This is a genomic window from Bartonella rochalimae ATCC BAA-1498 (genome assembly GCF_000706645.1).
GTDB classification, from domain to species: domain Bacteria; phylum Pseudomonadota; class Alphaproteobacteria; order Rhizobiales; family Rhizobiaceae; genus Bartonella; species Bartonella rochalimae.
The window spans coordinates 766135-792488 of the sequence record NZ_KL407337.1; the positions used below are offsets into that span (position 1 = coordinate 766135).

Sequence of the window (26354 nt, forward strand, 5' to 3'; positions counted from 1 at the left end):
TTATAAAAAATATTAACTATATGTTTTAAAATAACAATATGAATGATTATTATTTCTATAAAAATGTTGGAATAAAAATTAAACGATAAAAAGCCACAAAAAGGGGAAGAATAGTGAAAAAACGTAAACAAAACCAACAATATAAAACCCCTCACCTTGATAAGAAAGTGAAGTATTGATTTTATCATTTTTTTATTTGGCCAATGTAATCTCTAAATAATCTTGTGAATTTTTATCATGTAATAAAATAAATCTTTGTACTTATTAATGCAAACAAGCCAATATTCTTAAAACTATATAGCTTAATGGTGATATTCAATAAATAATAGAAAAACGAAGAGATCCTATAGAGCCTGTAAATATTTGCTTACCTTCCTGTTGAAACTGTTGGATTAACTGATCATCAATCATACGGCGATCCCACATTGTACCAAACACATTACCTTGTTTCCAATTGACTGACTTTCCAATAAGATTTTCTATATCTGATTGATTATATATTCTAGCAGTATCGTGTTCTAAAGCTGTAAATAAAGCTTGTGGTGCCCCAAGTAATTTCCCTTCTCTTGCTAAAGAATGCACCAGATTTTTCAATTGATTACTGTCCATTATTAAAGGAACATAAACCTGAAAACGACCATTTGGAACGCCATCATAATCTTGAAATTGTGATGCATCAACTTCAAAAGTGTTCCATAAAGAAAGAGAATAAGTACTATCAATTAAAGAAGGTAAGATTTCTGTAAATTGAATTTTATTATTAGAATTATCGGGCAACTCTTGAAGACGTGATAATGTATCATGAAAAACTGAAGGAATAATATTTTTATTACTGATATGCGCAGATGGCACCTGAATAGTATCCTGAAGTATCTGACTTAAATTCTGCTCTTTATGTGAGCTATGTTTTTGGTAGCTATCAATTCCTGGATTTACTTGAAACGAGTTAATAGAAATCATTATTTCCCCCATTTAAATGATACACCCCAATAATATCCTATATTGTAATTAATATAACACAAATAAAAAGATTTCAAAATAAAAAGGAAGAATTAAAAGAACAAATATTTAAAATAAAAACTGAGTTATATATACAAAAAGCTTTTTCTAGATTTCTGTTTTTAATTTCCATCATGGATCTGAAAGTGCTATAGGAAAAATATTATTTCAATACAATAAAGGGACTCCTAATGGCAAAGATTAAAGTGACAAACCCCATTGTCGAAATCAACGGTGATGAAATGACTCGTATTATCTGGAAATATATTAAAGATAAACTCATTCATCCCTATCTCGATATTGATCTTAAATATTATGATCTTTCCATTGAAAATAGAGAAGCAACTAGCGATCAAATAACAATTGATTCTGCTCATGCAATCAAAAAATATGGAGTCGGTGTGAAATGTGCAACCATTACTCCTGATGAAGCACGTGTTAAAGAATTTAATTTAACAAAAATGTGGAAATCACCAAATGGAACAATTCGCAATATTTTAGGAGGTGTTATTTTTCGTGAGCCTATTATCTGCAAAAATATTCCACGTCTCGTTCCAGGTTGGACAAAACCAATTATTGTCGGACGTCATGCTTTTGGCGACCAATATAAAGCAACAGATTTCAAATTTCCGAATAAAGGAAAATTAAGTATTAAATTTGTTGGTGATGATGGCCAAATTATTGAACATGATGTCTTTAATGCTCCAAGTGCAGGAGTTGCAATGGCAATGTATAATCTTGATGAATCAATTCGCGACTTCGCCCGCGCGTCCTTTCATTACGGACTTCAACGCAATGTCCCTGTCTATCTTTCGACCAAGAATACTATTTTAAAAGCCTATGATGGTCGTTTTAAAGATATCTTTCAAGAAATATTTGACTCAGAATTTAAAACCGAATTTGAAAATCGTAAATTATATTATGAGCATCGTCTCATCGATGACATGGTGGCTTCTGCGCTTAAATGGTCAGGTGGTTACGTTTGGGCATGTAAAAATTATGATGGTGATGTTCAATCAGATATCGTTGCTCAAGGATTTGGTTCTCTTGGTCTAATGACTTCTGTTCTGATGACACCAGATGGTAAAACTGTTGAAGCAGAAGCTGCTCATGGTACAGTAACGCGTCATTACCGTCAGCACCAAAATAATAAAGAAACATCAACAAATTCTATTGCTTCTATTTTTGCTTGGACACGTGGACTAACACATCGTGCTAAGCTTGATAATAATGAAAAATTAAAAAACTTTGCTACTACATTGGAAAGAGTTTGTATTAATACTGTTGAAGAAGGTTTCATGACAAAAGATCTCGCTATTTTAATCGGTCCCGAAAAAAAATGGCTATCCACAACAGGATTTCTTGATAAAATTAATGAAAACCTAAAAAAAGAAATGACTCACTAGCATCATTCCACACTCAAAGTTTTCTAAATAGAAAACTTTGAGTTTTTTCTATAAATTATTAAATCGTTCACATACAAATTCTATGATTCGCTCTAACAGCAATCTTTCTCTATATGAATACTTTTTATTATCTGTGCCGTGTTATTTTTTATCGAAGTCACTACTATGCTGCTCTCTTTTGATGATTCCTACGCTTATATATAAGAGGCTAAAATAACTTTAAAAATCTTTTCAACTTTACTTAGGAAAATACTGATTATATTTTTCCATGTGCCACAAAAAACAGAACATCAGCAATCCACACAAAGTTAAAATACCTCCAAGGATAGCTGTGTGTTCATAACTATAGCCTAATTTCAAAATACATGCTCCAAATTCCGCTCCAATAGCATTCGCAATATTAAAAGCAGATTGCATCAAAGCGCTTGCTAACATCTGTGCAGGCGTAGCAATATCGATGATTTTTGCTTGTATAGAAGGCATAGATGCAAAAGAAGTCCCAATAAGAAAACATCCTAATGCTGCTGTTAGCGGAGTATATGATAAAAAGAAAAAAAGAAAAAAAACGAATGTACTCCAAAGCATAGCAAAAAATATCGTTGCTGAAGAACCAATCTTAACTGCAAATTTAGGACCTAAAATATTACCCACAACCATTCCCAATCCCATCAATGGCATAATAAATGGTACCCATTCAAGAGAAACATTAGAAATATAAAGCAATGTTGACTTAATATACGTAAAAACAGAAAATAATCCTGATGCACCAATTGAAACCATCGCCAAAAGAAACCATACTTCTTTTTTCTTTAATGCACTTAATTCGTTTAAAATGCTTGTTTTAGTAATGTTAGAAACAGAAGGTAAAAATTTCCAAATAAGAAAACAACACATCAAAGAAATAATACCTACAAGAAGAAATGCAAACTGCCAACCAACAAGTTGACCAATCCAAGTTGCACTCGGTGCTCCAATAACTGTTGCAATTGTCAAACCAAGCATAACACTACCAACAGCTTTTGACCGTTCATTTCTTTCTACCATTGAAGAGGCGACCATAGTTGCAATACCGAAATAAATGCCATGTGGAAGACCACTGATAAATCGTAAGATTACCAATACGTTAAAGACAGAAAAAAATGAACTAATAATATTCGCTAAAGCATAACAAAACATCAACCCTATCAAAACAGCCTTATGTGGCAGCTTAGCTGTTACGATAGCTAAAATAGGTGCTCCAATCACAACTCCTAAAGCATAAGAAGAAATATATTGTCCGGCTGTAGCAATACTAACATGTGAGCTACGCGCCATCTCCGGTTGTAAACCCATTGCAACAAACTCAGCAGTACCAATAGCAAAGCTTCCTACTGCAAGAGCTAAAATGCCAAAATGCTTGGTTTTAAAATCAATTCTAAAAGACATGAAAGAATTTTATCCTTAGAAAATCTTTGTCTTATTATTTTTACACTAAATATTATTCTATTAAATATGCTGTAAAATGAGCAAATAATACGTTTTTAATATCAAAAGCAATTTCTTGAAACAAAAAGAATATACAACTTTTACGTTTTACTTTCATGATGTTTTATAAAAATAAACAAAAAGCATATTAAAAAGGTAATTTTCATACTTCTTTAAGGATTTACTAACTTAGAATTAACATTGTTAATTTAGATAGTGATTAGAAACAGAAAACAAACTGCTTCTCTCCGGATCAGGTAGTGCGTGCCGGAGCAATAATTTTTATTCAATAGAGTATATCATAGAGAAATAAATAACCACAGCGCATATTTACCTTAAGGTAGCCATTTATATTCCCTAAAAGAGCTATATGAATACTTTTTTAATACAATTTTCTTTACGGACCTTATCGTCCTTGCATCCATAAGGCTACTGTATCGGAGCAAAAGTCGGCGTAACGTCCTGCTTGAATAGCATCACGAATACCTTGCATAAGTTGCTGATAATAAAAAAGATTATTCCAAGTCAACAACATGCCTCCAAGAGATTCACCAGATTTGATTAAATGATGCAAATAAGCGCAACTATAATCACGTGCAGCAGAACAAGGCGACTGTGGATCAAGAGGATTTGGATCTTCTGCATAACGTGCATTTCGCAAATTAATTCTTCCAAAACGAGTAAAAGCTAAGCCATGACGGCCTGCACGTGTTGGCATAACACAATCAAACATATCTACCCCTCGAGCTACACTTTTTAAGATATCATCTGGCGTCCCTACACCCATGAGATAACGAGGCTTATCCTCCGGTAAAATTGAACAAGTAACATCTAGAACAGCGGTCATAACATCCTGAGGCTCACCAACCGCAAGCCCTCCAATAGCATAGCCTTTCAAGTCCATTTCTTTTAATGCTTGAGCAGAGCGTTCACGTAATTTCATATTATCTCCGCCTTGAACAATACCAAACATTGCTTTTTCTGGTTGATCACCAAAAACTTTTTTACAACGCTGTGCCCAACGCAATGAAAGTTCCATAGCAGCTTCTATTTCTCTCTCTGATGCCGGTAATGCAATACACTGATCAAGCTGCATTTGAATATCAGAATCAAGAAGACCTTGGATTTCGATAGAACGTTCTGGACTCATATCGTAATAGGCCCCATTAATATGAGAGCGAAAAATAACACCCTGCTCCGTAATCTTACATATCCCCGAAAGAGACATAACCTGAAAACCACCAGAATCCGTTAAAATAGGCCCAGACCAACGAATAAATTTGTGCAATCCTCCTAAACGCGCAACACGCTCAGCTCCCGGTCGTAACATCAAATGATAAGTATTACCTAAAATAATATCTGCACCAAGAGCATGTAATTGGTCCATATACATAGCCTTAACGGTTCCAACCGTTCCAACTGGCATAAATGCAGGTGTGCGAATACGTCCTCGTCCTGTTATAATTTCGCCTTGGCGAGCATATCCATCTTGAGATTTTTTTTCATAGTGAAATGCTTTTATCATCATTTTTATCTTTTTAATTTCAGGATCCCATATCACTATTAAAATAAAAGCAATGGCTTCTTTACTGCAGCTACAAATTATGGATCTCTTTTATTCACTAACACTAAAACTAGTCAAAAAAAATTCAAAAAAATCAGCTATTAAACGATTAATAAAATAAAAAAATTATTGAGTGCAATAAAAAATATCTAATATTTTATGATACTAGCCAATAACCCTCTTTTAATTGAAAATCTTTAGAAAATGATAAAAATTTTATGAAAAATATATTTTCACCTAGATAAAAAAGTTTCTAGTACAATTTTCTATTTTGAAATCTCAACATTCAAAACTCTTTCTGCACGAAAAGACGTTATTTATATGCAGCCTTCATGCTGTAAAATTGCAAAAAATGTTACATAACATCTCTATTATTTGGCATCTGCAGCAATTGTAGCTTTAATAATTGCATCTGGATCTACAACAGGCTCACCGCGCTTAATTTTATCAATATTTTCCATACCTTTAAGCACTTGTCCCCATATAGAATATTGACGATTAAGCCAAGGAGCATCTGCGAGACAAATAAAAAACTGCGAATTAGCCGAATTTGGATTCTGGCTACGTGCCATAGAAACTGTCCCACGTTTATGAGGAAGATTTGAAAACTCTGCTTTTAAGTCGGGTTTATCTGAACCACCCATACCAATACGTGACAAATTAAATTTCTGATCATTTTTTTTGCCAAACTGAACATCACCAGTTTGAGCCATGAAATCGTCAATAACACGATGAAAAACAACATTATCGTAGGCGCCCTCACGCACAAGTTCTTTGATACGTGTAACATGAGCAGGAGCTAAATCAGGGAAAAGCTCAATTACTACTTCTCCTTTTGTTGTTTCAAGAATTAAAGTATTTTCTGGATCTTTAGGCTCGACCATAGTGTCATTCCTTTATTTCTACTTCCACTTTTTTCTCAATTTGTAAATAAGCAGCATTAATAACATCAGGATCTGTTACAGACCCATTATTATCTGCAGTTCCTTTTTTAATTTTATCAACAACTTCCATTCCTTTTACAACTTCTCCAACAACAGTATATTGACCGTTTAAAAAAGTAGCATCATCAAAACAAATAAAAAATTGAGAATTTGCTGAATTTAAATCTTGTGAACGAGCCATACCAACAGCACCACGTTTAAAAGGTTGCTTTGAAAACTCTGCTGGTAAATTAGAATAGTCTGAACCACCTTTACCAACATTTTTCAGATCAAAATCAACACTATCTTTTTTTCCAAATTTCACATCACCAGTTTGAGCCATAAAACCAGGAATAACGCGATGAAATACGACATTATTATAAGCACCTTCTTCTGTTAGTTTCTTAATTCGAGCAACATGTTTTGGTGCAAGATCTGGTCGCAACTGAATAATTACATCACCATTTTTAAGAGATAAAACAAGAATATTATGCTCATCTGCAGCAGCACTAAATGAAAATAAGTAAAAAAAACATGTTAAAAAAGTAAAAATTCTAAAAAACACAATCATTCTTCCCTTTGAGATTTAAATTTTGAATACAAAGCTTGTGCAACATTTGGAGGAACAAAAGGCGTAATATCTCCTCCCATAGTGACAATTTGACGCACCAATGTAGAGCTTATCATACGGCTAGAAATACTTGCTGGTAAAAAAATCGTTTGCAACTCAGGGGCCATCATTTCATTTATTCCCGCCATCTGCATTTCATAATCAAAATCAGTACCATCACGCAATCCACGAATAAGAAATGAAGCACCAATTTCACGCGCTTTATCAATAAGGAGATTGTCAAATGAAATAACTTGTAACCGATCAGAACCTATATTCAATATATCTTTTCTCACTTGTGCAATTAAATCAACACGCTCTTCAAAACTAAAAAATGGCTTTTTTATAGCTTGTATACCAATAGCCATCACCACTTTATTAGCTAAAACTAAACTACTTCGCAAAATATCAAGGTGACCATTTGTAATAGGATCAAAAGATCCTGCATAAAGAGCAACTGTCATCTATTTTTTCCGATGATTTTAGAGTTATTTATCTTAATTAATATCAACCATACCAGAATGTTTTTCACTGTCATCATCTAATTGATTGGCATCATCCTCAGGATCAGAAATGCGCTCAACCGATACAACTTTTTCACCCTTTGCTGTATTAAAAATTGTTACTCCTTTTGTAGAACGACCAGCTATACGAATCCCCTCAATAGGAACTCGAATAAGTTGTCCTCCATTTGAAACCAGCATTATTTGATCTTGCGCTTCTACTGGAAAGGCTGCTACTAGCTTACCAATTTCAACAGTTTTATTTGGATCAGTTGCGCGAATCCCCTTTCCACCGCGCCCTGAGATACGAAATTCGTAGGAAGAAGATCGCTTTCCATATCCAAACTCACTAACTGTTAAAAGCATTTGTTCACGAGCAGCAAGCTCTGCATAACGCTCATCTGTTAGTTCTGTTTCATCTCCATCTTCATCTTCATCAACAATTACAACATCTTCCGTATCCGCACCAGCAGAACGTCGCTCATTAATTGCACGTTTAATATAAGCAGAACGCTCCACTGACGTTGCCTCAACATGCTCTAAAATAGTCATAGAAATAACCTTATCACCATCAACCATATTGATACCACGTACCCCTACCGAATTACGTCCCACAAAAACACGAACATCAATGACTGGAAAACGAATACATTGTCCATTGGCTGTTGTCAGAACAACATCATCACGCTCTGTACAAGTTTCTACAGACAAAATTTCATCTTCGTCATCAAGTTTCATGGCAATTTTACCATTACGATTTACCTGAATAAAATCCGATAATTTATTGCGGCGTACTGTTCCACGAGTTGTTGCAAACATAACATCTAATTCACTCCAACTTGCTTCATCTTCTGGCAATGGCATAATTGTTGTTATACGCTCTCCTTCCTGTAAAGGAAGCATATTGACCAACGCGCGCCCACGCGACTGCGGTGTACCAATAGGCAAACGCCAAACCTTTTCTTTATAAACGATCCCTCGTGATGAAAAGAAAAGAACGGGTGTATGTGTATTACTCACAAATAAGCGCGTTACAAAATCCTCATCCTTTGTGGACATACCAGAACGCCCTTTACCCCCACGACGCTGAGCACGATATGTATTGAGAGGTACACGTTTAATATAACCACTATGGCTAACCGTTACCACCATATCCTCTGGCACAATTAGATCTTCATTGTCCATCTCAGCATTACCAAAACCAAAGACAGTGCGCCGGGGAGTCACAAATTCCTCGCGAAGAGTGCTTAGTTCATTCTTCACAATGCCCATAATCCGTAAACGTGATGACAAAATATGAAGATAATCTGTAATATCTACCCCAATTTTATTTAACTCATCAGCAATTTCATCACGTCCAAGTGCAGTAAGCCTCTGTAAACGTAACTCCAGAATAGCTCTAGCTTGTTCTTCAGATAAATTATATGTGTTATCCTCATGGATAATATGACGAGGATCATCAATAAGCTTAATTAAAGATGCTACATCAGCTGCCAACCAACGCCGCTCCATTAACTGTACACGCGCCGTCTGAGGATCAGGTGCTGTGCGAATTAATGCTATAATTTCATCAATATTTGCAACCGCAATAGCAAGGCCAACTAAAACATGCGCACGCTCACGCGCCTTACGCAAAAGATATTTTGTGCGCCGACTGACCACCTCTTCACGAAAAGAAACAAAAGCACGAAGCATATCAAGCAACGTCATTTGCTCAGGCTTTCCCCCATTCAGCGCGACCATATTACAGCCAAAAGAAGTTTGTAATGGCGTATAGCGGTATAGTTGATTCAAAACAATATCCGCAACAGCTTCTCTCTTAAGTTCAATAACAACCCTATATCCATCACGATCAGACTCATCACGCAGATCAGAGATTCCTTCGATGCGCTTATCGCGTACTAATTCAGCTATCTTCTCAATCATCGTTGCTTTATTAATCTGATAAGGAATTTCGCTTACAATAATTGCCTGTCGGTTATTGCGAATTTCTTCAATATCAACCTTAGCACGCATAATAATTGAACCACGTCCCGTTTCATAAGCTGAACGAACACCTGAACGACCGAGAATAATACCACCTGTAGGAAAATCCGGACCAGGAATAATTTCAATTATTTCATCAAGCGTTATATTAGGATTGTCAATTAAAGCAATACATCCATCAATGACTTCACCAAGATTATGTGGAGGAATATTGGTTGCCATTCCTACAGCAATCCCACCTGATCCATTAACTAAAAGATTAGGAAAACGTGCTGGTAAAACTATAGGTTCACGCTCACGTCCATCGTAATTATCTTGAAAATCAACCGTCTCTTTATCGATATCAGCTAAAAGTTCTTCTGCAACTTTTTCTAAACGACACTCTGTATAACGCATTGCAGCAGGAGGATCACCATCCACAGAACCGAAATTTCCTTGTCCATCAATTAATGGATTTCGTAAAGAAAAATCCTGTGCCATACGCACCAATGCATCATAAATTGAAGCATCACCATGGGGATGAAACTTCCCCATAACTTCCCCAACGACACCTGCTGACTTACGATAAGATTTATTAAAAGAAAGCCCCATTTCATTCATCGCATGAAGAATACGCCGATGAACAGGCTTAAGACCATCGCGCACATCAGGTAATGCACGCGATACAATAACGCTCATCGCATAATCGAGATAAGAGCGTTGCATTTCTTCAATAATACTAACTGGTTCAATACCGGTCAGGACATCATGTTCTGATTGTGTAGTAAGATCGGTCACAACTTCAATACTTTCAAAAAAGAATCATTTTGATCTTTTATATCGAAAAAAATTGCAAAATGCTAATTCAGCTCTTTACAAAAAGTAAACATTTAATGATAATTTTCAATACGTTATTTTCTTTTATTAAAAATCGTATATGCAATGAATAACGCGCACGCTCCTCAATAAAAAGTAAAATAAACATATATGATAAAATATACAAATACTTCTGAAATAGAATATCACTACTAAAGGTATCAAAAAGGAATATCATCATCCAATTGATGTGAAAAATTTCCTTCTAATTGAGTATTTTTCTGATCAAAATCATCTCTTTGATCAAAACCACTGCTTGACTGATTCACATTGGATATTTGCTCTCCACTCCCTACCCCACGGCTATCAAGCATTTGTAGTTCACCACGGTATTTTTGTAAAACAATCTCCGTTGTATAACGATCATTTCCATTTTGATCTTGCCATTTACGTGTCTGCAACTGACCTTCAATATAAATTTTACTTCCCTTTTTTAAATATTGCTCAACAACTTTAATCAGATTTTCATTAAAAATAACGATATTGTGCCATTCTGTCCGCTCTTTACGTTCATTCGTATTGCGATCACGCCAACTCTCTGAAGTAGCAATACGTAAATTTGCTACCTGATCACCAGAGTTCAATCGACGAATTTCAGGGTCTGCACCAAGATTACCGATTAAAATAACTTTATTAAGGCTCCCAGCCATTGTATAAACTCCACAATTTCAAACCATTTATATTATAACAAAATCGAACATCAACGTATAGTTTATTTTACATAAAACACAAAAAACTACTACCTTAACTTTCTTCATTTACCAAAGTCTGCATTCTTTTCTAAATGCAGCAATTGAACACATTGTAATTTTCAAAAAATAATCTTATTTCATATTCATGATTTAAGTTTTGCTAATATGTGCCAAGGATTAATATGTCTCATCAAAAATATATCTCTATTCGCGGCGCACGTGAACATAACCTAAAAAATATTAATCTTGACCTCCCCCGTGATAAACTCATTGTCATAACGGGTCTCTCCGGTTCAGGGAAATCATCTTTAGCCTTTGATACAATTTACGCTGAAGGCCAACGTCGTTATGTTGAAAGCCTTTCCACTTATGCACGCCAGTTTTTGGAAATGATGCACAAACCAGATGTCGATCAAATAGATGGACTTTCCCCTGCTATCTCCATTGAACAAAAAACAACCACCCGCAATCCTCGTTCAACAGTTGGTACTGTCACTGAAATCTACGATTATATGCGCCTGCTCTTTGCTCGTATTGGTATCCCTTATTCACCTGTTACGGGCCTCCCTATTGAGAGCCAAACAGTGAGTCAAATAGTTGACCAAATTATGACACTTCCAGAAGGTACTCGCATTTTTATTATGGCGCCTTTAATTAGAGGAAGAAAAGGTGAATATAAAAAAGAACTAACAGAACTTTTACAAAAAGGATTTCAACGTGCAAAAGTTGATGGAAAATTTTATGAAATAACTGATATACCTCCTCTTAATAAAAAATATAAACATGATATAGATGTAGTAGTAGACCGCATTATCGTGCGTAATGATATTACTGCTCGACTAGCTGATAGTATAGAAACTTGCTTACAATTAGCAGATGGGCTTGTAATTGCTGAAATGGCAGATCAGCTTTTAACAGAAAATGAAACTGTAAAAGGATCTTTCAATAAATCAACAAATGAAACCCACAAACGACTCATTTTTTCAGAAAGGTTTGCTTGTCCTATATCTGGTTTCTCAATTCCTGAAATTGAACCACGCTTGTTTTCATTCAACAGTCCTTTTGGCGCTTGCCCTGCTTGTGATGGACTTGGTACAAAAAAAGTAATCGATCCGATAAAAATCATACCAAATGAAAATCTTACTTTAAAAGCTGGAGCTATTGCTCCTTGGTCCCAATCATCCTCATCTTATCATCATAAAACTTTAGAAGCATTAGGAAGGGTTTATGGGTTTAAGCTCACAGATAAGTGGTCCACGCTCTCAAATGAAGCACAACACGCTATTTTATATGGAACAAAAAAAGAGATCTCCTTTTTCTATGAAGATGATGTACAGTCTTACACTACAAAAAAAACCTTCGAAGGTGTTATTCCAAACATGGAGCAACAATGGAAAAAAACAGATTCTACACATTTTCATGAAGACATTGAACCTTATATATCTTCTTCACTCTGCCCAACTTGTAATGGTTACCGTTTAAAACCAGAAGCACTTGCTATTAAAATCCATGGAATGCATATTGGGCAAATATCAGAACTTTCCATTTTAAAAGCAAGTCATTGGTTTTCCAACGTTCATCAATATCTCAATGAAAAACAGCGCAATATATCAGCACGAATTTTAAAAGAAATCTGTGAGCGCTTAACATTTTTGAACCGTGTGGGACTCGAATATCTTACCTTATCCAGAGCTTCAAGTACACTTTCAGGTGGAGAAAGTCAGCGTATTAGACTAGCCTCGCAAATTGGCTCTGGTCTCACAGGAGTTTTATACGTATTAGATGAACCATCCATTGGCTTACATCAACGTGATAATGAACGTCTTTTAAAGACGCTATGTCATCTACGCAATCTTGGCAATACAATCATTGTTGTTGAGCATGACGAAGATGCTATTCTCACCGCGGATCATATTGTCGATATTGGTCCTGCTGCAGGCGTCCATGGTGGAGAAATCATAGCTCAAGGCCCCCCACAAAAAATTACAAACAATCCATCTTCACTTACAGGTCAATATCTCTCAGGAAAAATGACAATTAATTTTCCTACTCAACGACGCAAAATATCAAAATCAAAAACACTTAAAGTAATTGGAGCCAGAGGTAATAATTTGAAAAATATCAATGTAAATATTCCTCTCGGAACTTTTACTTGCATAACTGGTGTTTCTGGTGGGGGAAAATCAACATTTCTTATTGAAACCCTCTTCAAAGCGGCATCACGTCATATCATGGGAAGCCATCAAATCCCAGCAAGCTACGATAAAATTGAAGGACTAGAGTTTCTTGATAAGGTAATTGATATCAACCAATCACCTATTGGACGTACCCCACGCTCCAACCCAGCAACTTATACTGGCATTTTCACTCAAATTCGCGATTGGTTCGCAGAACTCCCGGAATCAAAAGCTCGCGGTTATCAAGCTGGACGTTTCTCATTTAATGTTAAAGGAGGACGTTGTGAAGCATGTCAAGGAGATGGTGTTATCAAAATCGAAATGCATTTCTTACCTGATGTCTATGTTACTTGCGATGTATGCCAAGGAAAACGCTACAATAGAGAAACACTTGAAGTGAAATTTAAAAGTAAATCCATTGCTGATATACTTGACATGACAGTTGAAAAAGCAGAAGATTTTTTTCAAGCTATTCCTTCTATTCACAACAAACTCGGCATCCTTGTTAAAGCTGGTCTTGGTTATATTAAAATCGGGCAACAAGCCACAACACTTTCTGGTGGTGAAGCTCAGCGTGTAAAACTCGCTAAAGAACTTTCACGCAAAACAACCGGGCGCACACTTTACATCTTAGACGAACCAACAACTGGTTTACATTTTCACGATATTTCCAAGCTTCTTGAAGTACTCCATGAACTAGTCGAGCAAGGTAATACAGTTATAGTCATTGAACATAATCTTGAAGTCATAAAAACAGCTGATTGGATTATTGATCTGGGGCCAGAAGGTGGAGATAATGGAGGTGAGATTGTTGCTGTCGGCCGCCCTGAAGACATTATTAATGTCCCTTGTTCTTATACTGGTAAATTTCTAAAAGAACTCTTGCTACGTCGACCTTTACATAATTTAAAATTTTAAAATAAATCACAAAATTATCAATTATCTAATAAAGCACTAATAAAAAATAACGCCTTAATTTACACCATTATTATCTTTTATAAATTTTATATTTTTTATCCTATAAAACAATAGCGCTACATTTTATAATGCAATATAGTTATTTCTAATAAGAATAAAACGCCTTATTTTTGATTTTTTCGTGAAAAAGTACTTTTTTGATACATCTCATTATCGTAATCGTAAATATAGTATAATGATATATAAATTAATAAAATAAAATCATTGGAGATAATCTCAGTATGAAAAAAATTGAAGCCATCATAAAACCTTTTAAGCTTGATGCAGTAAAAGAAGCGCTTCAAGAAATTGGTCTACAAGGTATCACAATAACGGAGGCAAAAGGTTTTGGTTGCCAAAAAGAACAGACAGAGCTTTACCGAGGTGCAAAATATATTATTGATTTTTTACCTAAAGTCAAAGTTGAAGTGGTTGTTCCTGATGAAATCCTAGAGAAAGCAATTAAAGCAATCCGTAAAGCAGCTCAAACAAAAAACATAGGAGATGGAAAAATATTTGTTTTACCTATCGATGACGTCATTCGTATTCGAACTGGTGAAACTGGCATTGATGCTCTTTAAATATCTATAAAATTTTATATTTTCTATTCACCTCAATCCAATAAGGAAATTGAATATGACAACCGTTTCAGACATTCTTAAACAAATTGTAGATAATGATATACGCTTTGTTGATTTACGTTTTACTGATCCAAAAGGCAAATTGCATCATGTTACAATGGATATTGCTGAAATTTGCGAAGATACATTCACCGACGGTGTTATGTTTGATGGTTCTTCAATTGCTGGTTGGAAAGCAATTAATGAATCCGATATGGTCTTAATGCCAGATGCAGAAACAGCTCACATTGATCCTTTTTTTGCTCAATCGACTTTGATCATATTATGTGATGTACTTGATCCTGTTTCAGGAGAGTTCTATCATAGAGATCCACGTTCTATTGCTAAAAGAGCTGAAGCTTATATGAAATCTTTAGGGATCGGTGATACAATTTATATAGGACCAGAAGCTGAATTTTTTATTTTTGATGACGTACGCTATAAAATTGATCCTTACAATACAGGTTTTAAACTTGATTCAAGTGAAAATCCGTCAAATGATGATACTGAATATGAAATGGGCAATCTTGGTCATCGCCCACGCATGGGAGGTGGTTATTTTCCAGTCCCTCCTATTGATTCTTGCCAAGATATGCGTTCTGAAATGCTTACTGCGTTAAAGGATATGGGTGTACATGTTGAAAAACATCATCATGAAGTAGCTGCAGCTCAGCATGAATTAGGTATTCGATTTGATACACTGGTTCGTGAAGCTGATAAAATGCAAATTTTTAAATATACCGTACATCAAATCGCCAATAGTTATGGAAAAACAGCAACCTTTATGCCCAAACCAATTCTAGGTGATAACGGTTCAGGTATGCATGTCCACATATCAATTTGGAAAGATAAACAACCAATATTTGCAGGTAATGAATATGCTGGGCTATCAGAGACTTGTTTATTTTTTATTGGTGGTATTATCAAGCATGCAAAAGCACTCAATGCTTTCACAAACCCATCAACTAATTCTTATAAACGCTTAGTTCCTGGGTATGAAGCCCCTGTCCTTCTTGCCTATTCTGCACGCAATCGTTCTGCAGCATGTCGTATTCCATTTGGTGCTTCACCGCATTCAAAACGTGTAGAAATTCGTTTTCCGGATGCATCATCGAATCCATATTTGGCCTTTTCAGCGCTTATTATGGCTGGTCTAGATGGTATAAAGAATAAGATACATCCTGGTCCAGCTATGGATAAAGATCTTTATGATCTGCCACCGAAAGAGCTCAAAGACATTCCTACAGTTTCTAGAAGCCTAGGCGAAGCACTTGAATTTCTTGATAAAGATCGCGATTTTCTTAAATCTGGCGATGTTTTTGATGATGACCAAATTAATTCCTTTATTGAATTAAAGCTGAAAGAAGTTCTGCGCTATGAAACAACCCCTCATCCTGTTGAATTTGATATGTATTATTCTGTTTAATATAAGAATGAAAATTTTTGTTTGATTGTGATGGAATGCTAGAGCATTCTCATTAGAGGATTATCCTTCTATCAAATAGATTTTTATAAGGCATGTTTATTAGGAGATCATTTGAAACTAGCGATGAGAAGATTATTATCATTACGCGTTTAGACTATTTTTCAAAAATTATGTTTGGTTTATTTTTGTATTTTGAAGTTTAATGGAATATTTCTGCATTTTATTTTGATTCAGACATGAACTGATGGTGGTTATCGAAAGGGTTATAGGTTCCATACTTTTTGCGCCACTGTATAGGCTCAGTAAAGTTGCTAGACCAAAGGCCAATTTTATTGTTATAGGCGTTTTGTTCAGCACTTAAATATGTTGTTGGAACTGAATATTTATTGTCTTTTGATAGGATCAGCATGCCTTCTGCAAGCCCTATTTCTGCTAGATCGACTCCTTGCACAAAACACTGAGCATAGTGAGTTTCTTTTTCTATAACAGCTTGTTTACAAGATAAGTTATGTCCTAGAGTTTTTGTGACCAGCCATGCTGTTGTGACAGCTCCACATGGCCATTCTTGATTATCTAATTTTGCTTTTTGACGGGGTGCACATGTATCTACGCCATATAAGTGAATATTTCGGACGATAGGTTTATGCTGAGGTTGTTCAGCAGGAATTATTAATTTAAATGTGACACCACTAGTCACAGATGCGATACCATTAAACACACCTTCATGATTATTTGAATCGCTATTGATCCAATTGAGATCTGGGTCATTTTCTTCTAATTTTTTTGGCACACTTGTTTCATAGTGCTTATTTTGTTCGATCTTGATCTCCATTGTATCTTGGTTTTCTTGCATTTTTAATGGTTCGAGAATATCTAGATCTGTTTTGTAATGGTTTTGGCTTATTATCCATATTCCTATAGAGCAGATAATGTAGACAAGAATAATCGATTTAAATCGCATTTGCCCAATCCTTATTGTTTCTATATCCTACAATTTTTTATGCATCTCTGCTTTTTTCCTAGATCTTAAAGAAAGCGTCTCAACAGCATTTGTTGCAAATTAAACACATTTTGCAAAGAAAAACATTATTTTACGCTCTTGATATTGTCATTTTGATAAAATAACAATATCCATGTTAGCCTTTTTGGTTATAGATTTGATTAATTTCTGTCTCTCAGTCGGAGAATTCTAGTAAAGAATTTTTGTGATAGTTTGGTAGAACACTTGCGATTAAAGAATCTTAAAGTTGTAGGCCTGTAGTTTTAAAGTTTTTAAATTTGTAAAAGTAATATGATGTCAGTTTGTAATCAATATTCTTTCTGAAGAGGAGATTAAATGCCAAACATTATATCTAAGCATATTTATTATATCGCTTTTGCGCTACTTTTATCAATGTTTGCAGTGTTAACCCCTGCATATGCTAATTCTGCTGCTGCCGGTATGGGAAATCTTGATACGGTTTTGCGGAATATTGTTACAATGATGACAGGGACAACAGCGAAGCTCATTGCAACGATCTGTGTTGCCGCTGTGGGTATTGGTTGGATGTATGGTGTTATTGATTTACGCAAAGCGGCATATTGTGTTCTTGGTATTGGTATTGTTTTTGGTGCTTCGGCTCTTGTTGCGTTATTAATGGGGAGTTCATCATAAATGAATGAAGATACTCTTTTTCTTGCTTGCACACGACCAGCGATGTTTGCAGGTGTTACCGTAGAAGCAATGGCCTTAAATGTCATGGCAACATCTACTCTTTTTATCATAACAAGCAGCTTTTCAATGATCGGTCTTGGAGTTGGTTTGCATTTTATTTTACGCGAAATCACAAAACGCGATCATAACCAATTTCGTGTTTTATTCGCGTGGCTCAATACTCGAGGGAAACAAAAAAACCTGACAAGATGGGGTGGAGGATCTACGTCTCCTCTCCGTCTTGTCCGTACATACAAGGAGCTAAAATAAGTGAGACAACTGTCAGTGATGAAACGGGAATCTCTACCTGAGGAATTTATTCCTTATGTTCGTCATGTCAATCAGCATGTGATTGCATTAGACTCCCGTTGCTTGATGACAGTGATTTCTATCGAAGGAATCAATTTTGATACTGCAGATATCAGCCAATTAAATTCTTTACATACCCAATTAAATACGCTTTTGAAAAATATAGCAGATGAACGTGTCGCTTTATATTCTCACATCATTCGCCGACGCGAAAAAATTTACCCAGAGAGTCAATTTTCTTCATCTTTTGCAACAGCTTTAGATCGGCAATACAAACAAAAAATGATTTTGCAAGATCTTTATCGAAATGATCTATTCCTTTCGGTTATCTGGAATCCTGCAGCAGATAAAACTGAACAGTTAGCTTCTTTTTTTCACCGCTTAACGCAAGCAAAGAAGATGCAATCGGAACCAGATTCTGAAGCTATTCGGAAAATTGAAGAGTTAAGTCAAGATCTTATACAAGGTCTGGAGTGTTATGGAGCACGGCTTTTATCTACTTACGAATACAATGACATTGTATTTTCTGAGCAAAGTGAATTTCTTCATCAATTGGTGGGAGGAAGACGTGAGCGCATACCCCTTACATTTGGTACTATTGCCTCAACGATTTATTCAGATCGTGTTATTTTCGGCAAAGAAATTATTGAAATTCGTCATGAAAGCAATGAACGCTTTGTTGGTATGTTTGGATGGAAAGAATATCCTTCTAAAACACGTCCTGGTATGACAGATGGCTTATTGACGGCGCCCTTTGAATTCATCTTAACGCAATCCTTTGTTTTTAAAAGTAAAGCAGTTGCAAGCGCTATTATGAGCCGTAAACAAAATCAAATGATTAATGTAGCTGATCGTGCCAGCTCACAAATTGATGGCCTTGATGAGGCCCTTGATGATTTAGAATCGAATCGTTTTGTTTTGGGAGAACATCATCTCTCTTTAGCTGTTTTTTCTGATCGTCTACAAGAATTGACAGAATATCTGTCGAAAGCCCGTTCATATCTTACTAATGGTGGGGCCGTTATAGCCAGAGAAGATTTAGGGTTAGAAGCAGCATGGTGGGCACAACTTCCTGGGAACTTTAACTATCGAGCACGTTCTGGAGCTATTAGCAGCAGGAATTTTGCAGCATTATCCCCCTTCCATTCCTTTCCTATTGGCAAACTCAAAGGTAATGTTTGGGGTTCTGCCGTCGCCTTATTACAAACACAGGCTGGCTCTCCTTATTATTTTAATTTTCATTTTGGTGATGTTGGTAATACCTTTGTATGTGGTCCATCAGGGTCTGGAAAAACAGTCATTGTTAATTTTCTTCTTGCACAATTGCAAAAACACAACCCAACAATAGTCTTTTTTGATAAAGATCAAGGAGCAGAGATCTTTGTTCGTGCTGGAGGAGGCAAATATAAGCCTCTGAAAAATGGTCAACCTACTGGTATTGCTCCATTAAAAGGGATGGAATACACTGAAAAAAACAAACTCTTTCTTCAGCACTGGGTCTTAAAATTAGTTACCGCGGATGGCCAAACAGTAACAGAACAAGAGCGGCAGGATATCGCTAGAGCGATTAATTCCTTAGAAAGTCTTCCTCTATCACAACGCTCCTTCAGTGCGCTTCAACTGTTTTTTGATAATACTTCCACAGAAGGTATTGCTATACGTTTACAACGTTGGATCAAAGGTAATGCTTTAGGGTGGGTCTTTGATAATGATCACGATGATCTCAATTTAGATGCTCAATTTATAGGTTATGACATGACGGATTTCTTAGATAATGAAGAAATTCGTCGCCCTTTGATGATGTATTTGTTTAACCGCATTCTCGATCTTATTGATGGTCGACGTATCATTATTGTTATCGATGAATTCTGGAAAGCCCTTGAAGATGATTCATTTAAAGCTTTTACTCAAGATCGTCTCAAAACGATTCGTAAACAAAATGGCATGATGCTCTTTGCCACACAAAGCCCTAGAGATGCTTTGAATTCAACAATCGCTCACACAATCATTGAGCAATGTCCTACCCAACTGTTTTTTCCAAATCAAAAAGCCAATTACAATGATTATGTTGAAAACTTTAAACTCACTGAACGTGAATTTGAGCTAATCCAATCAGAATTAAGCAGGGAATCTCGTCGTTTTCTCATTAAACAAGGCCAAAGTTCTATTGTTGCAGAACTTAATTTACGTGGAATGGATAACGAAATTGCTGTCTTAAGCGGAACAAGTAGAAATGTTGAACTCGTCAACCAAATTATAAGTGAATATGGGGCAAATCCGGATATATGGCTACCTATATTTTACAAAAGGAAACAAACCCAATGAAAAAATATCTGATTATGTTTTTATCATTATGCTTTATCTCTCATGCAATATCGCAATCGGGAAACACAGAAGTTGATTCATATTATCAAAGTGTCACACAACAAGGAACATCCCTATCAGAAGGTAGTCGGCCCACATCAGAAATAGCTGAATCTATTTATACTTCAGCAGTTGAAAATCAGAAAAAGATTCAAGAAATCAATAACAAATTTTCATCACAGACTCTTAAACCAGAAGAAAAAGAAGCTCTTCAAAGGGAGTTGGCTATTCTTCAAGCTAATCTTCAAGTAGATACTCTAAAACTTCAGGCTTCTTCTATTATGAAATCGGAAAATGCTCAATCAAAAGAACAAGAACGTGAAAAAGAAGAACAGAAAAATCAGGAAGCTCTTCAACAAACACTGCAAGACAAATTGGATCAAGCTAAAGCTAAGGTCAAGTATTAAATTGACTCCAGTTAGTCAAAAAGAAGAAAAGGAAGCTCTTCAAATGTAGTTGGCTAATTTTCAAATGAATACTCTCATTCAAGCTCTTTCTATTATTAAATGGAAATCATCAATCACAGAAAGAGCATGGAGAAAATGCAACAAAAGATCATAAATTCATATTTATCAAACATTAAAAATAAAATTGGAATGAGATAAAACTGATGAAATTGATGAATGCGACAACTCAGGAGTCAGATTTTAAATTTACTCCATTCGAAACTGTTTCTTCGTATATTTTGACACCACTCAATGATGTCGTAGATACAACAGTCAGTAGCTTATCTTCTGCTATTGCAGCACCATTAAATCTTGCAGCCATTATTTTTATCTTTTTATATGGTTACAATGTTATGACTGGCCACGTCGCCCTTTCGATGCATAGTCTTCTTAATAATGTTATTAAAATCGTTGTTGTGACAACAATGGCAACTAATGCAGACGTATTTAATATTTATATCAAAGATATATTTTTCGGTAATTTAGCCAATGCTATTGGGAATGCGTTTAATAGCAGTCCGGTCGACTCTGATGTTTTTGATTATCTCTTATTAGTTACAAATATGCGTTATCAAGAGTTTCTAAATAATGCTTCATTTTTCAATAAAATTACGGTTGCACTGATTGGTGGTTTAATGTTTTTGGCAGTTATCTTTTTTTGTACAGTCGGTTTTATTATTCAAATGTTTGCAAAAATTACATTAATCATGGTGATAGGTCTTGGACCTCTTTTTATTAGTTTATATTTGTTCAATGTAACCCGCAGATATTCTGATGCATGGATTACAACATTAGTTAATTTTACAATTTTGCAAGTTCTCGTAATGATGCTTGGAACAATGATGTGCAAAATTATGCTTTATGTTTTCGATAGTTCATATACTTCAATCTATTTCTTGCTCCCCCCTGTTCTTGTCGTCTCAATAGTGGGCGTAGATCTCTTCCAATCACTTCCCACCATTGCTTCTGCACTTTCTAGTGGAGGACCATATCATCATGCTGGAGTATCAACAGGATCACAAATGATCTCAATGGCTTCTAATACTTTGGGTTTTGTTGGAAGAAGCTTTGGTGCCGGTAGAAGTGCAGCAAGTGCAGCAGCAGCAACGAGAGGTTCTACGGCTGCACAACACGCTGCACAAGCTGCGCAAATGATGCAAGGAGGTGGACGTGGCTCATTTTAATCTCAAACGTCTCTTCAATGTAGCTATAGTCAATACCTTCACACACAAGATATTAACTGTATGCACAACCCATGCAAAGCTCTCCCAGCTTTTTCAAAAGATTAGTGTTCATGTTTTCGTAAAATCATGGACTGAAAAACACCAATGTTTTATTTTTCAAAATGTTTGCGAGTCCAAATGATGCAACTAAAAATCACTATCATTTTGATCCTTTTGATAACACTTACTGGTTGTGCTTCTTTAAAAAGTGGAGCCCAAAAACTTCCACGCTGTAATGGACAGAATGCTCGTATGCTCAATCATGGTAAGTGGAACTGGAATCATCATAACATCATTCACAATACGGCGATCAAACCCATCACAACTCCTATTATCCTAAATACACAAGAAAATGAGGCACCAAAAGCTCATATTGGACTCCCCGCATCTTCTGTAGACACAATAAACCATCAAATGCCCTCTTATAAAAATGCGGAGATCACACATGAAAAGTGATGAATTTAAAGAATATATAAGAGAAGCGCGGTCATTTGATATTGACCGTATGTGTAGTACGCGACTACAAATGAAAATTGCTGTAGCCTTGACTGTGCTTTTTGGGTTGATGACAATCGCTTTAGCCTTAGCTGTAGTGGCATTAACACCCTTAAAAACCGTAGAGCCTTTCGTTATTCGTGTGGATAATTCTACAGGTATTGTCGATGTTGTCAGTGTTCTAAAAGAAGAACCCCAAAACTACGATGAAGTAATAACGCGCTACTTCGCCAGCAAATATATTCGTGCACGCGAAGGTTTCCAATTATCAGAGACAGAAAATAACTTTCGTATCGTTTCTCTTTTATCTTCCCTAGAAGAACAAAATCGCTTTGCCAAATGGTATTCTGGAAATAATCCAGACAGTCCGCAAAATATCTATAAAAATATGTCCGTGACAATCACAATAAAATCGATCTCTTTTTTAAGTAAAGATCTCGTTCAAGTACGTTACTATAAAACAATTAGAGACTCCAATGGAAAAGAAGATATTTTCCATTGGGTTTCAGTCTTAAATTTTTCTTACGTTAATGCACGCATTTCAGTAGAAGATCGCTTAATTAACCCGCTTGGCTTTCAAGTATCAGCATATAGATCTGATCCAGAGGTGGTCCAATGACTAGAGTCATAAAAATATTTTTTTTAACTCTCCTCGTTGCAATAAACTGTCATGCGTCTTTCTTATGGGCAGAAATTTCTCCCGTAAGCGCACATAAAGACAACCGAATTAGATTTATTAATTATGATCCACACAATGTGACAAAAATCATTGGATCTATTCGCTCTTCAGTACAGATTGAATTCGCTAATGATGAAAATATTGCCTATATTGGAATTGGCAATTCAGTTGCTTGGCAAGTAGCACCAGCTGGTCACTTTGTCTTTCTCAAACCGCGTGAAGTTCAGCCGATTACCAATCTACAAATCGTCACAACTCGTCAAGATGGAACAAAACGATCTTATCAATTTGAACTTCAAGTGCGTGAAGGTGATGTTTCCGTCGGTAATGACACATATTTCCTTGTAAAGTTTCGTTATCCAGAAGATGAAGCATTGCGTAAACAATTAGCTGAACAAGCCAAAGCACAAAAAAATGAAGAAGAATTTGTCGATAATATCCTCAATATGCATGAACATTTTGGACCACGCAATTGGGCTTATATCGCTCAAGGTTCACCCCTCATTGAACCAAGTTCAGTCTATGATAATGGTAAAACTACAACATTTACCTTTTTAGACAATAATGAAATCCCCGCCATTTATCTTGTCACACTTGATGGACAAGAAACTATCGTTCCAAAATCAATTAAAAGAAACCAGGTCATTGTTCACGCCATAGCCATGCAATTCACTTTGCGACGTGGTAACGAAGTCCTGTGTATCTTTAATAAAGGGTTCATACCAAGAGGAATTAACCCAGAAACCGGTACAACATCACCTTCTGTCCAACGTGAAATAAACGTAGAGAAATAGCCATGAATAATGATGAATTGGACGAAATAAATCTTAATGACCGCGATACAATAAAGGATGGTCAAGAAAAAAAAGAGGGCTTTAATTTAGGAAAAGCCATTGCTCTTCTTATTCTCTTTGGTGTCTGTATTTATTTAATATATGCAATCCTTTCAACTTCAAAAGACACAAAAAAACAGCCCATAGAATTGCCGAAAGAAGAAAGAAGCAGACAAACAGAGCTTTTCCAATCGATAAAACCAACAATAGCTCCTCTAGAGCTAGCTGATAAAAATACCCCCCTGCTGCCTAAGGTTGAAATACCAGCGCCAACAATCAATCAGCCAAAATCTGATCATAAACTATTAGAAGCAGCGCAACGTGCTCCCGTTTTAGCCTATTTTAATCCAAATCAGCAACAGGGTATTCCAGAAAATAATAGCGTGCCTTCTAACCAAAGCAATGATAACTCGAATAAAACAACACAATCCTTTAATCAACTTTTCGAACCAACAAAGTTAGATGGTGTTCGTGCATCAACGCTTGGTAACCGAAATTACATCATTGCAATGGGAGCTTCCATCCCATGTATCTTAGAAACAGCAATCAGTAGTGAACAACAAGGGTTTGTGAGCTGTATCGTTTCTAGAGATATCTTATCAGACAATGGTCGTATCGTCTTGCTCGATAAAGGAACGCAAATCATTGGTGAATATCGTGCGGGTTTAAAAAAAGGCCAATCGCGTCTCTTTATATTATGGAATAGAGCCAAAACACCAGACGGTATTATTATAACATTATCCTCACCCGCAACAGATTTCTTAGGTCGATCAGGTGTTGATGGCGATATTGACAATCATTGGTTTGAACGACTTGGTTCTGCACTTCTTGTCTCAATCGTCAGAGATGGAACAAATTATTTAAATAACCGGCTAGATTCACTAAAAATGCCAACAACACAAGAACAAACAACAGATACCGTGTCTTCAGAAAAATATACCCTTTCTGTAGGAACATATATGGCAAAGATTATCGCGGACAATTACGCTAATATCCCTCCAACCTTGACCAAAAATCAGGGTGAAATGGTTAATGTTTTTGTTGCCCGCGACCTGGATTTCTCAACTGTATATAAATTGAAAATTGTTGAAAATAATAAACAGGTCATTCGTCGTGCCTTTTCAGGAGACTTTCATAAAAATTCTACAGTGACATTAAAATGAAACAAAACTTCCAAAATTTAAGCGATGAAACCACTGCTATCGTTTTAACAAAACTTAAACCAATTGATAACTTTCTCAAAGATGAAAGTCTTTTTGAGATCGTTATTAATCGTCCCTATCAAGTCATGATTGAAGGAATTTCAGGATGGAAAACAATAGAAGTACCAGAATTCTCCTTTAATGAACTCATGGGTATGGCTAAAGTGATCGCGGCCTATTCTAAGCAAAGTATTTCCGATAAAAACCCAATATTATCCGCTACTTTGCCAAATAATGAGCGTATTCAAATTGTTATACCACCAGCTGTAAAAAAACATTGATTCAGCATTCCATTTCGTAAATTATCCTCTAAAAGGTATTTACTCGAAGAGCTAGTCAAAAAAGAAGCAATTGCAATAGATGAAGAGATATCATTCAATCTATCTATTCACTATTATTAGCCTTATCATAAACTCCTTAACCTAAAGAATAAATAAGGAATTGATTATCATAAAGAGTATATGGTTACCTGTGCACATCAATCAGTAAAATTAAATAATAATTTTCATCATTAAGGGATAACAAAAGATTGTAAATCTACCTTTTTAAAAGCTCTTATAGCTAACTTATCTGAGGATAAGTTCGATAGGGCTGGGGGAAACAGAGATGTGTTATTTGTACCGCAAGTTGGTTGAGTTTCTGTTATGTCTGCAATAGGTAGATATGGCTTAGCTACAGACCGACCAATTGATTTTTCAGTTGGCGCCAAGCTTAAAGATGCTTAACGTATTATTCTACGAATATTAGGAGATAAAAATGCTTTCCATAACTTACCAAGTGTTAAATCTAGTCACCATCGTGCTGAAACTTTAGCTCCTCCCTAAACCACGTATGCTTTCTGAGAGCGAAATACACGTACGCTACAGAAAAGTGGCGAAAGACTTGCTTAAGCTGGAGATTATAATCGCGAGTTATTAATTTTAATGAA

The 26354-nt window shown here is 35.8% G+C and carries 22 protein-coding genes and 1 pseudogene; 14 read left to right on the forward strand and 9 right to left on the reverse strand.

Annotated features, from left to right (window positions below):
* Positions 1-315: 315 nt before the first annotated feature.
* On the reverse strand, positions 316-960 hold the full coding sequence (locus O99_RS03300; RefSeq protein WP_035006326.1) for a hypothetical protein: 645 nt from the start codon (positions 958-960) through the stop codon (positions 316-318).
* A gap of 230 nt (positions 961-1190) precedes the next feature.
* Between O99_RS03300 and O99_RS03305 the strand changes: the two genes are divergently transcribed.
* Positions 1191-2405: an NADP-dependent isocitrate dehydrogenase gene (locus O99_RS03305; RefSeq protein ID WP_035006327.1), complete on the forward strand. Its 1215-nt coding sequence runs from the start codon at positions 1191-1193 to the stop codon at positions 2403-2405.
* Positions 2406-2642: 237 nt separating this feature from the next.
* Here O99_RS03305 and O99_RS03310 read toward each other — a convergent pair whose 3' ends face one another.
* The 7 genes from O99_RS03310 to ssb form a co-directional block, all read right to left on the reverse strand.
* Complete coding sequence (locus tag O99_RS03310; protein ID WP_035006328.1) at positions 2643-3830, reverse strand: MFS transporter; 1188 nt, start codon at positions 3828-3830, stop codon at positions 2643-2645.
* 445 nt (positions 3831-4275) lie between these two features.
* Positions 4276-5394, reverse strand: coding sequence for a tRNA guanosine(34) transglycosylase Tgt (tgt, locus tag O99_RS03315; protein WP_035006735.1), 1119 nt, complete (start codon positions 5392-5394; stop codon positions 4276-4278).
* 410 nt (positions 5395-5804) lie between these two features.
* A complete protein-coding gene (locus O99_RS03320) occupies positions 5805-6317 on the reverse strand; it encodes a peptidylprolyl isomerase (RefSeq protein ID WP_035006329.1) in 513 nt (170 codons plus the stop codon).
* Positions 6318-6321: 4 nt separating this feature from the next.
* Positions 6322-6927, reverse strand: coding sequence for a peptidylprolyl isomerase (locus O99_RS03325; RefSeq protein WP_174377792.1), 606 nt, complete (start codon positions 6925-6927; stop codon positions 6322-6324).
* Positions 6924-7430: a pantetheine-phosphate adenylyltransferase gene (coaD, locus tag O99_RS03330; protein ID WP_035006330.1), complete on the reverse strand. Its 507-nt coding sequence runs from the start codon at positions 7428-7430 to the stop codon at positions 6924-6926. The genes O99_RS03325 and coaD overlap by 4 nt, the downstream gene beginning before the upstream one ends.
* A gap of 33 nt (positions 7431-7463) precedes the next feature.
* Entirely contained in the window at positions 7464-10232 is a 2769-nt protein-coding gene (gene gyrA / locus O99_RS03335; protein ID WP_035006331.1) for a DNA gyrase subunit A, read from the reverse strand.
* A gap of 239 nt (positions 10233-10471) precedes the next feature.
* On the reverse strand, positions 10472-10960 hold the full coding sequence (ssb, locus tag O99_RS03345; protein WP_035006333.1) for a single-stranded DNA-binding protein: 489 nt from the start codon (positions 10958-10960) through the stop codon (positions 10472-10474).
* Positions 10961-11184: 224 nt separating this feature from the next.
* Between ssb and uvrA the strand changes: the two genes are divergently transcribed.
* The 3 genes from uvrA (at position 11185) to glnA (ending at position 16182) form a co-directional block, all read left to right on the forward strand.
* Positions 11185-14097, forward strand: coding sequence for an excinuclease ABC subunit UvrA (gene uvrA / locus O99_RS03350; RefSeq protein WP_035006335.1), 2913 nt, complete (start codon positions 11185-11187; stop codon positions 14095-14097).
* Between the two features lie 281 nt (positions 14098-14378).
* Positions 14379-14717, forward strand: a complete 339-nt coding sequence (locus O99_RS03355; RefSeq protein ID WP_035006336.1) for a P-II family nitrogen regulator — start codon at positions 14379-14381, stop codon at positions 14715-14717.
* 55 nt (positions 14718-14772) lie between these two features.
* Positions 14773-16182, forward strand: coding sequence for a type I glutamate--ammonia ligase (gene glnA, locus O99_RS03360; RefSeq protein WP_035006337.1), 1410 nt, complete (start codon positions 14773-14775; stop codon positions 16180-16182).
* Between the two features lie 220 nt (positions 16183-16402).
* Here the strand turns inward: glnA and O99_RS03365 are convergent, their stop codons facing one another.
* On the reverse strand, positions 16403-17143 hold the full coding sequence (locus O99_RS03365) for a hypothetical protein (protein WP_035006338.1): 741 nt from the start codon (positions 17141-17143) through the stop codon (positions 16403-16405).
* Positions 17144-17518: 375 nt separating this feature from the next.
* On the opposite strand from O99_RS03365, the gene O99_RS03370 reads away from it, so the two are divergent.
* The 10 genes and pseudogenes from O99_RS03370 to O99_RS06635 form a co-directional block, all read left to right on the forward strand.
* The gene (locus tag O99_RS03370; protein WP_035006339.1) at positions 17519-17836 is read left to right on the forward strand and encodes a TrbC/VirB2 family protein; all 318 of its coding nucleotides are present in this window, start codon (positions 17519-17521) and stop codon (positions 17834-17836) included.
* The gene (locus O99_RS03375) at positions 17837-18145 is read left to right on the forward strand and encodes a type IV secretion system protein VirB3 (protein ID WP_035006340.1); all 309 of its coding nucleotides are present in this window, start codon (positions 17837-17839) and stop codon (positions 18143-18145) included.
* A gap of 9 nt (positions 18146-18154) precedes the next feature.
* Complete coding sequence (locus O99_RS03380; protein ID WP_174377795.1) at positions 18155-20509, forward strand: VirB4 family type IV secretion/conjugal transfer ATPase; 2355 nt, start codon at positions 18155-18157, stop codon at positions 20507-20509.
* Entirely contained in the window at positions 20506-20955 is a 450-nt protein-coding gene (locus tag O99_RS03385) for a hypothetical protein (RefSeq protein WP_035006343.1), read from the forward strand. The genes O99_RS03380 and O99_RS03385 overlap by 4 nt, the downstream gene beginning before the upstream one ends.
* Positions 20956-21158: 203 nt before the next feature.
* Entirely contained in the window at positions 21159-22178 is a 1020-nt protein-coding gene (locus O99_RS03390) for a type IV secretion system protein (protein ID WP_269466626.1), read from the forward strand.
* 177 nt (positions 22179-22355) lie between these two features.
* The gene (locus tag O99_RS03400; RefSeq protein WP_235692210.1) at positions 22356-22673 is read left to right on the forward strand and encodes a conjugal transfer protein TraJ; all 318 of its coding nucleotides are present in this window, start codon (positions 22356-22358) and stop codon (positions 22671-22673) included.
* Entirely contained in the window at positions 22663-23331 is a 669-nt protein-coding gene (locus O99_RS03405) for a virB8 family protein (RefSeq protein ID WP_035006346.1), read from the forward strand. The genes O99_RS03400 and O99_RS03405 overlap by 11 nt, the downstream gene beginning before the upstream one ends.
* The gene (gene virB9, locus O99_RS03410; protein ID WP_035006348.1) at positions 23328-24185 is read left to right on the forward strand and encodes a P-type conjugative transfer protein VirB9; all 858 of its coding nucleotides are present in this window, start codon (positions 23328-23330) and stop codon (positions 24183-24185) included. Before O99_RS03405 ends, virB9 begins: the two co-directional genes overlap by 4 nt.
* A 2-nt stretch (positions 24186-24187) precedes the next feature.
* Positions 24188-25387, forward strand: a complete 1200-nt coding sequence (gene virB10, locus O99_RS03415; protein WP_035006349.1) for a type IV secretion system protein VirB10 — start codon at positions 24188-24190, stop codon at positions 25385-25387.
* Positions 25384-25803 (forward strand): annotated as a pseudogene (locus O99_RS06635) (P-type DNA transfer ATPase VirB11); the annotation flags it as partial. The gene virB10 and the pseudogene O99_RS06635, both read left to right, overlap by 4 nt.
* Positions 25804-26354: the final 551 nt, after the last annotated feature.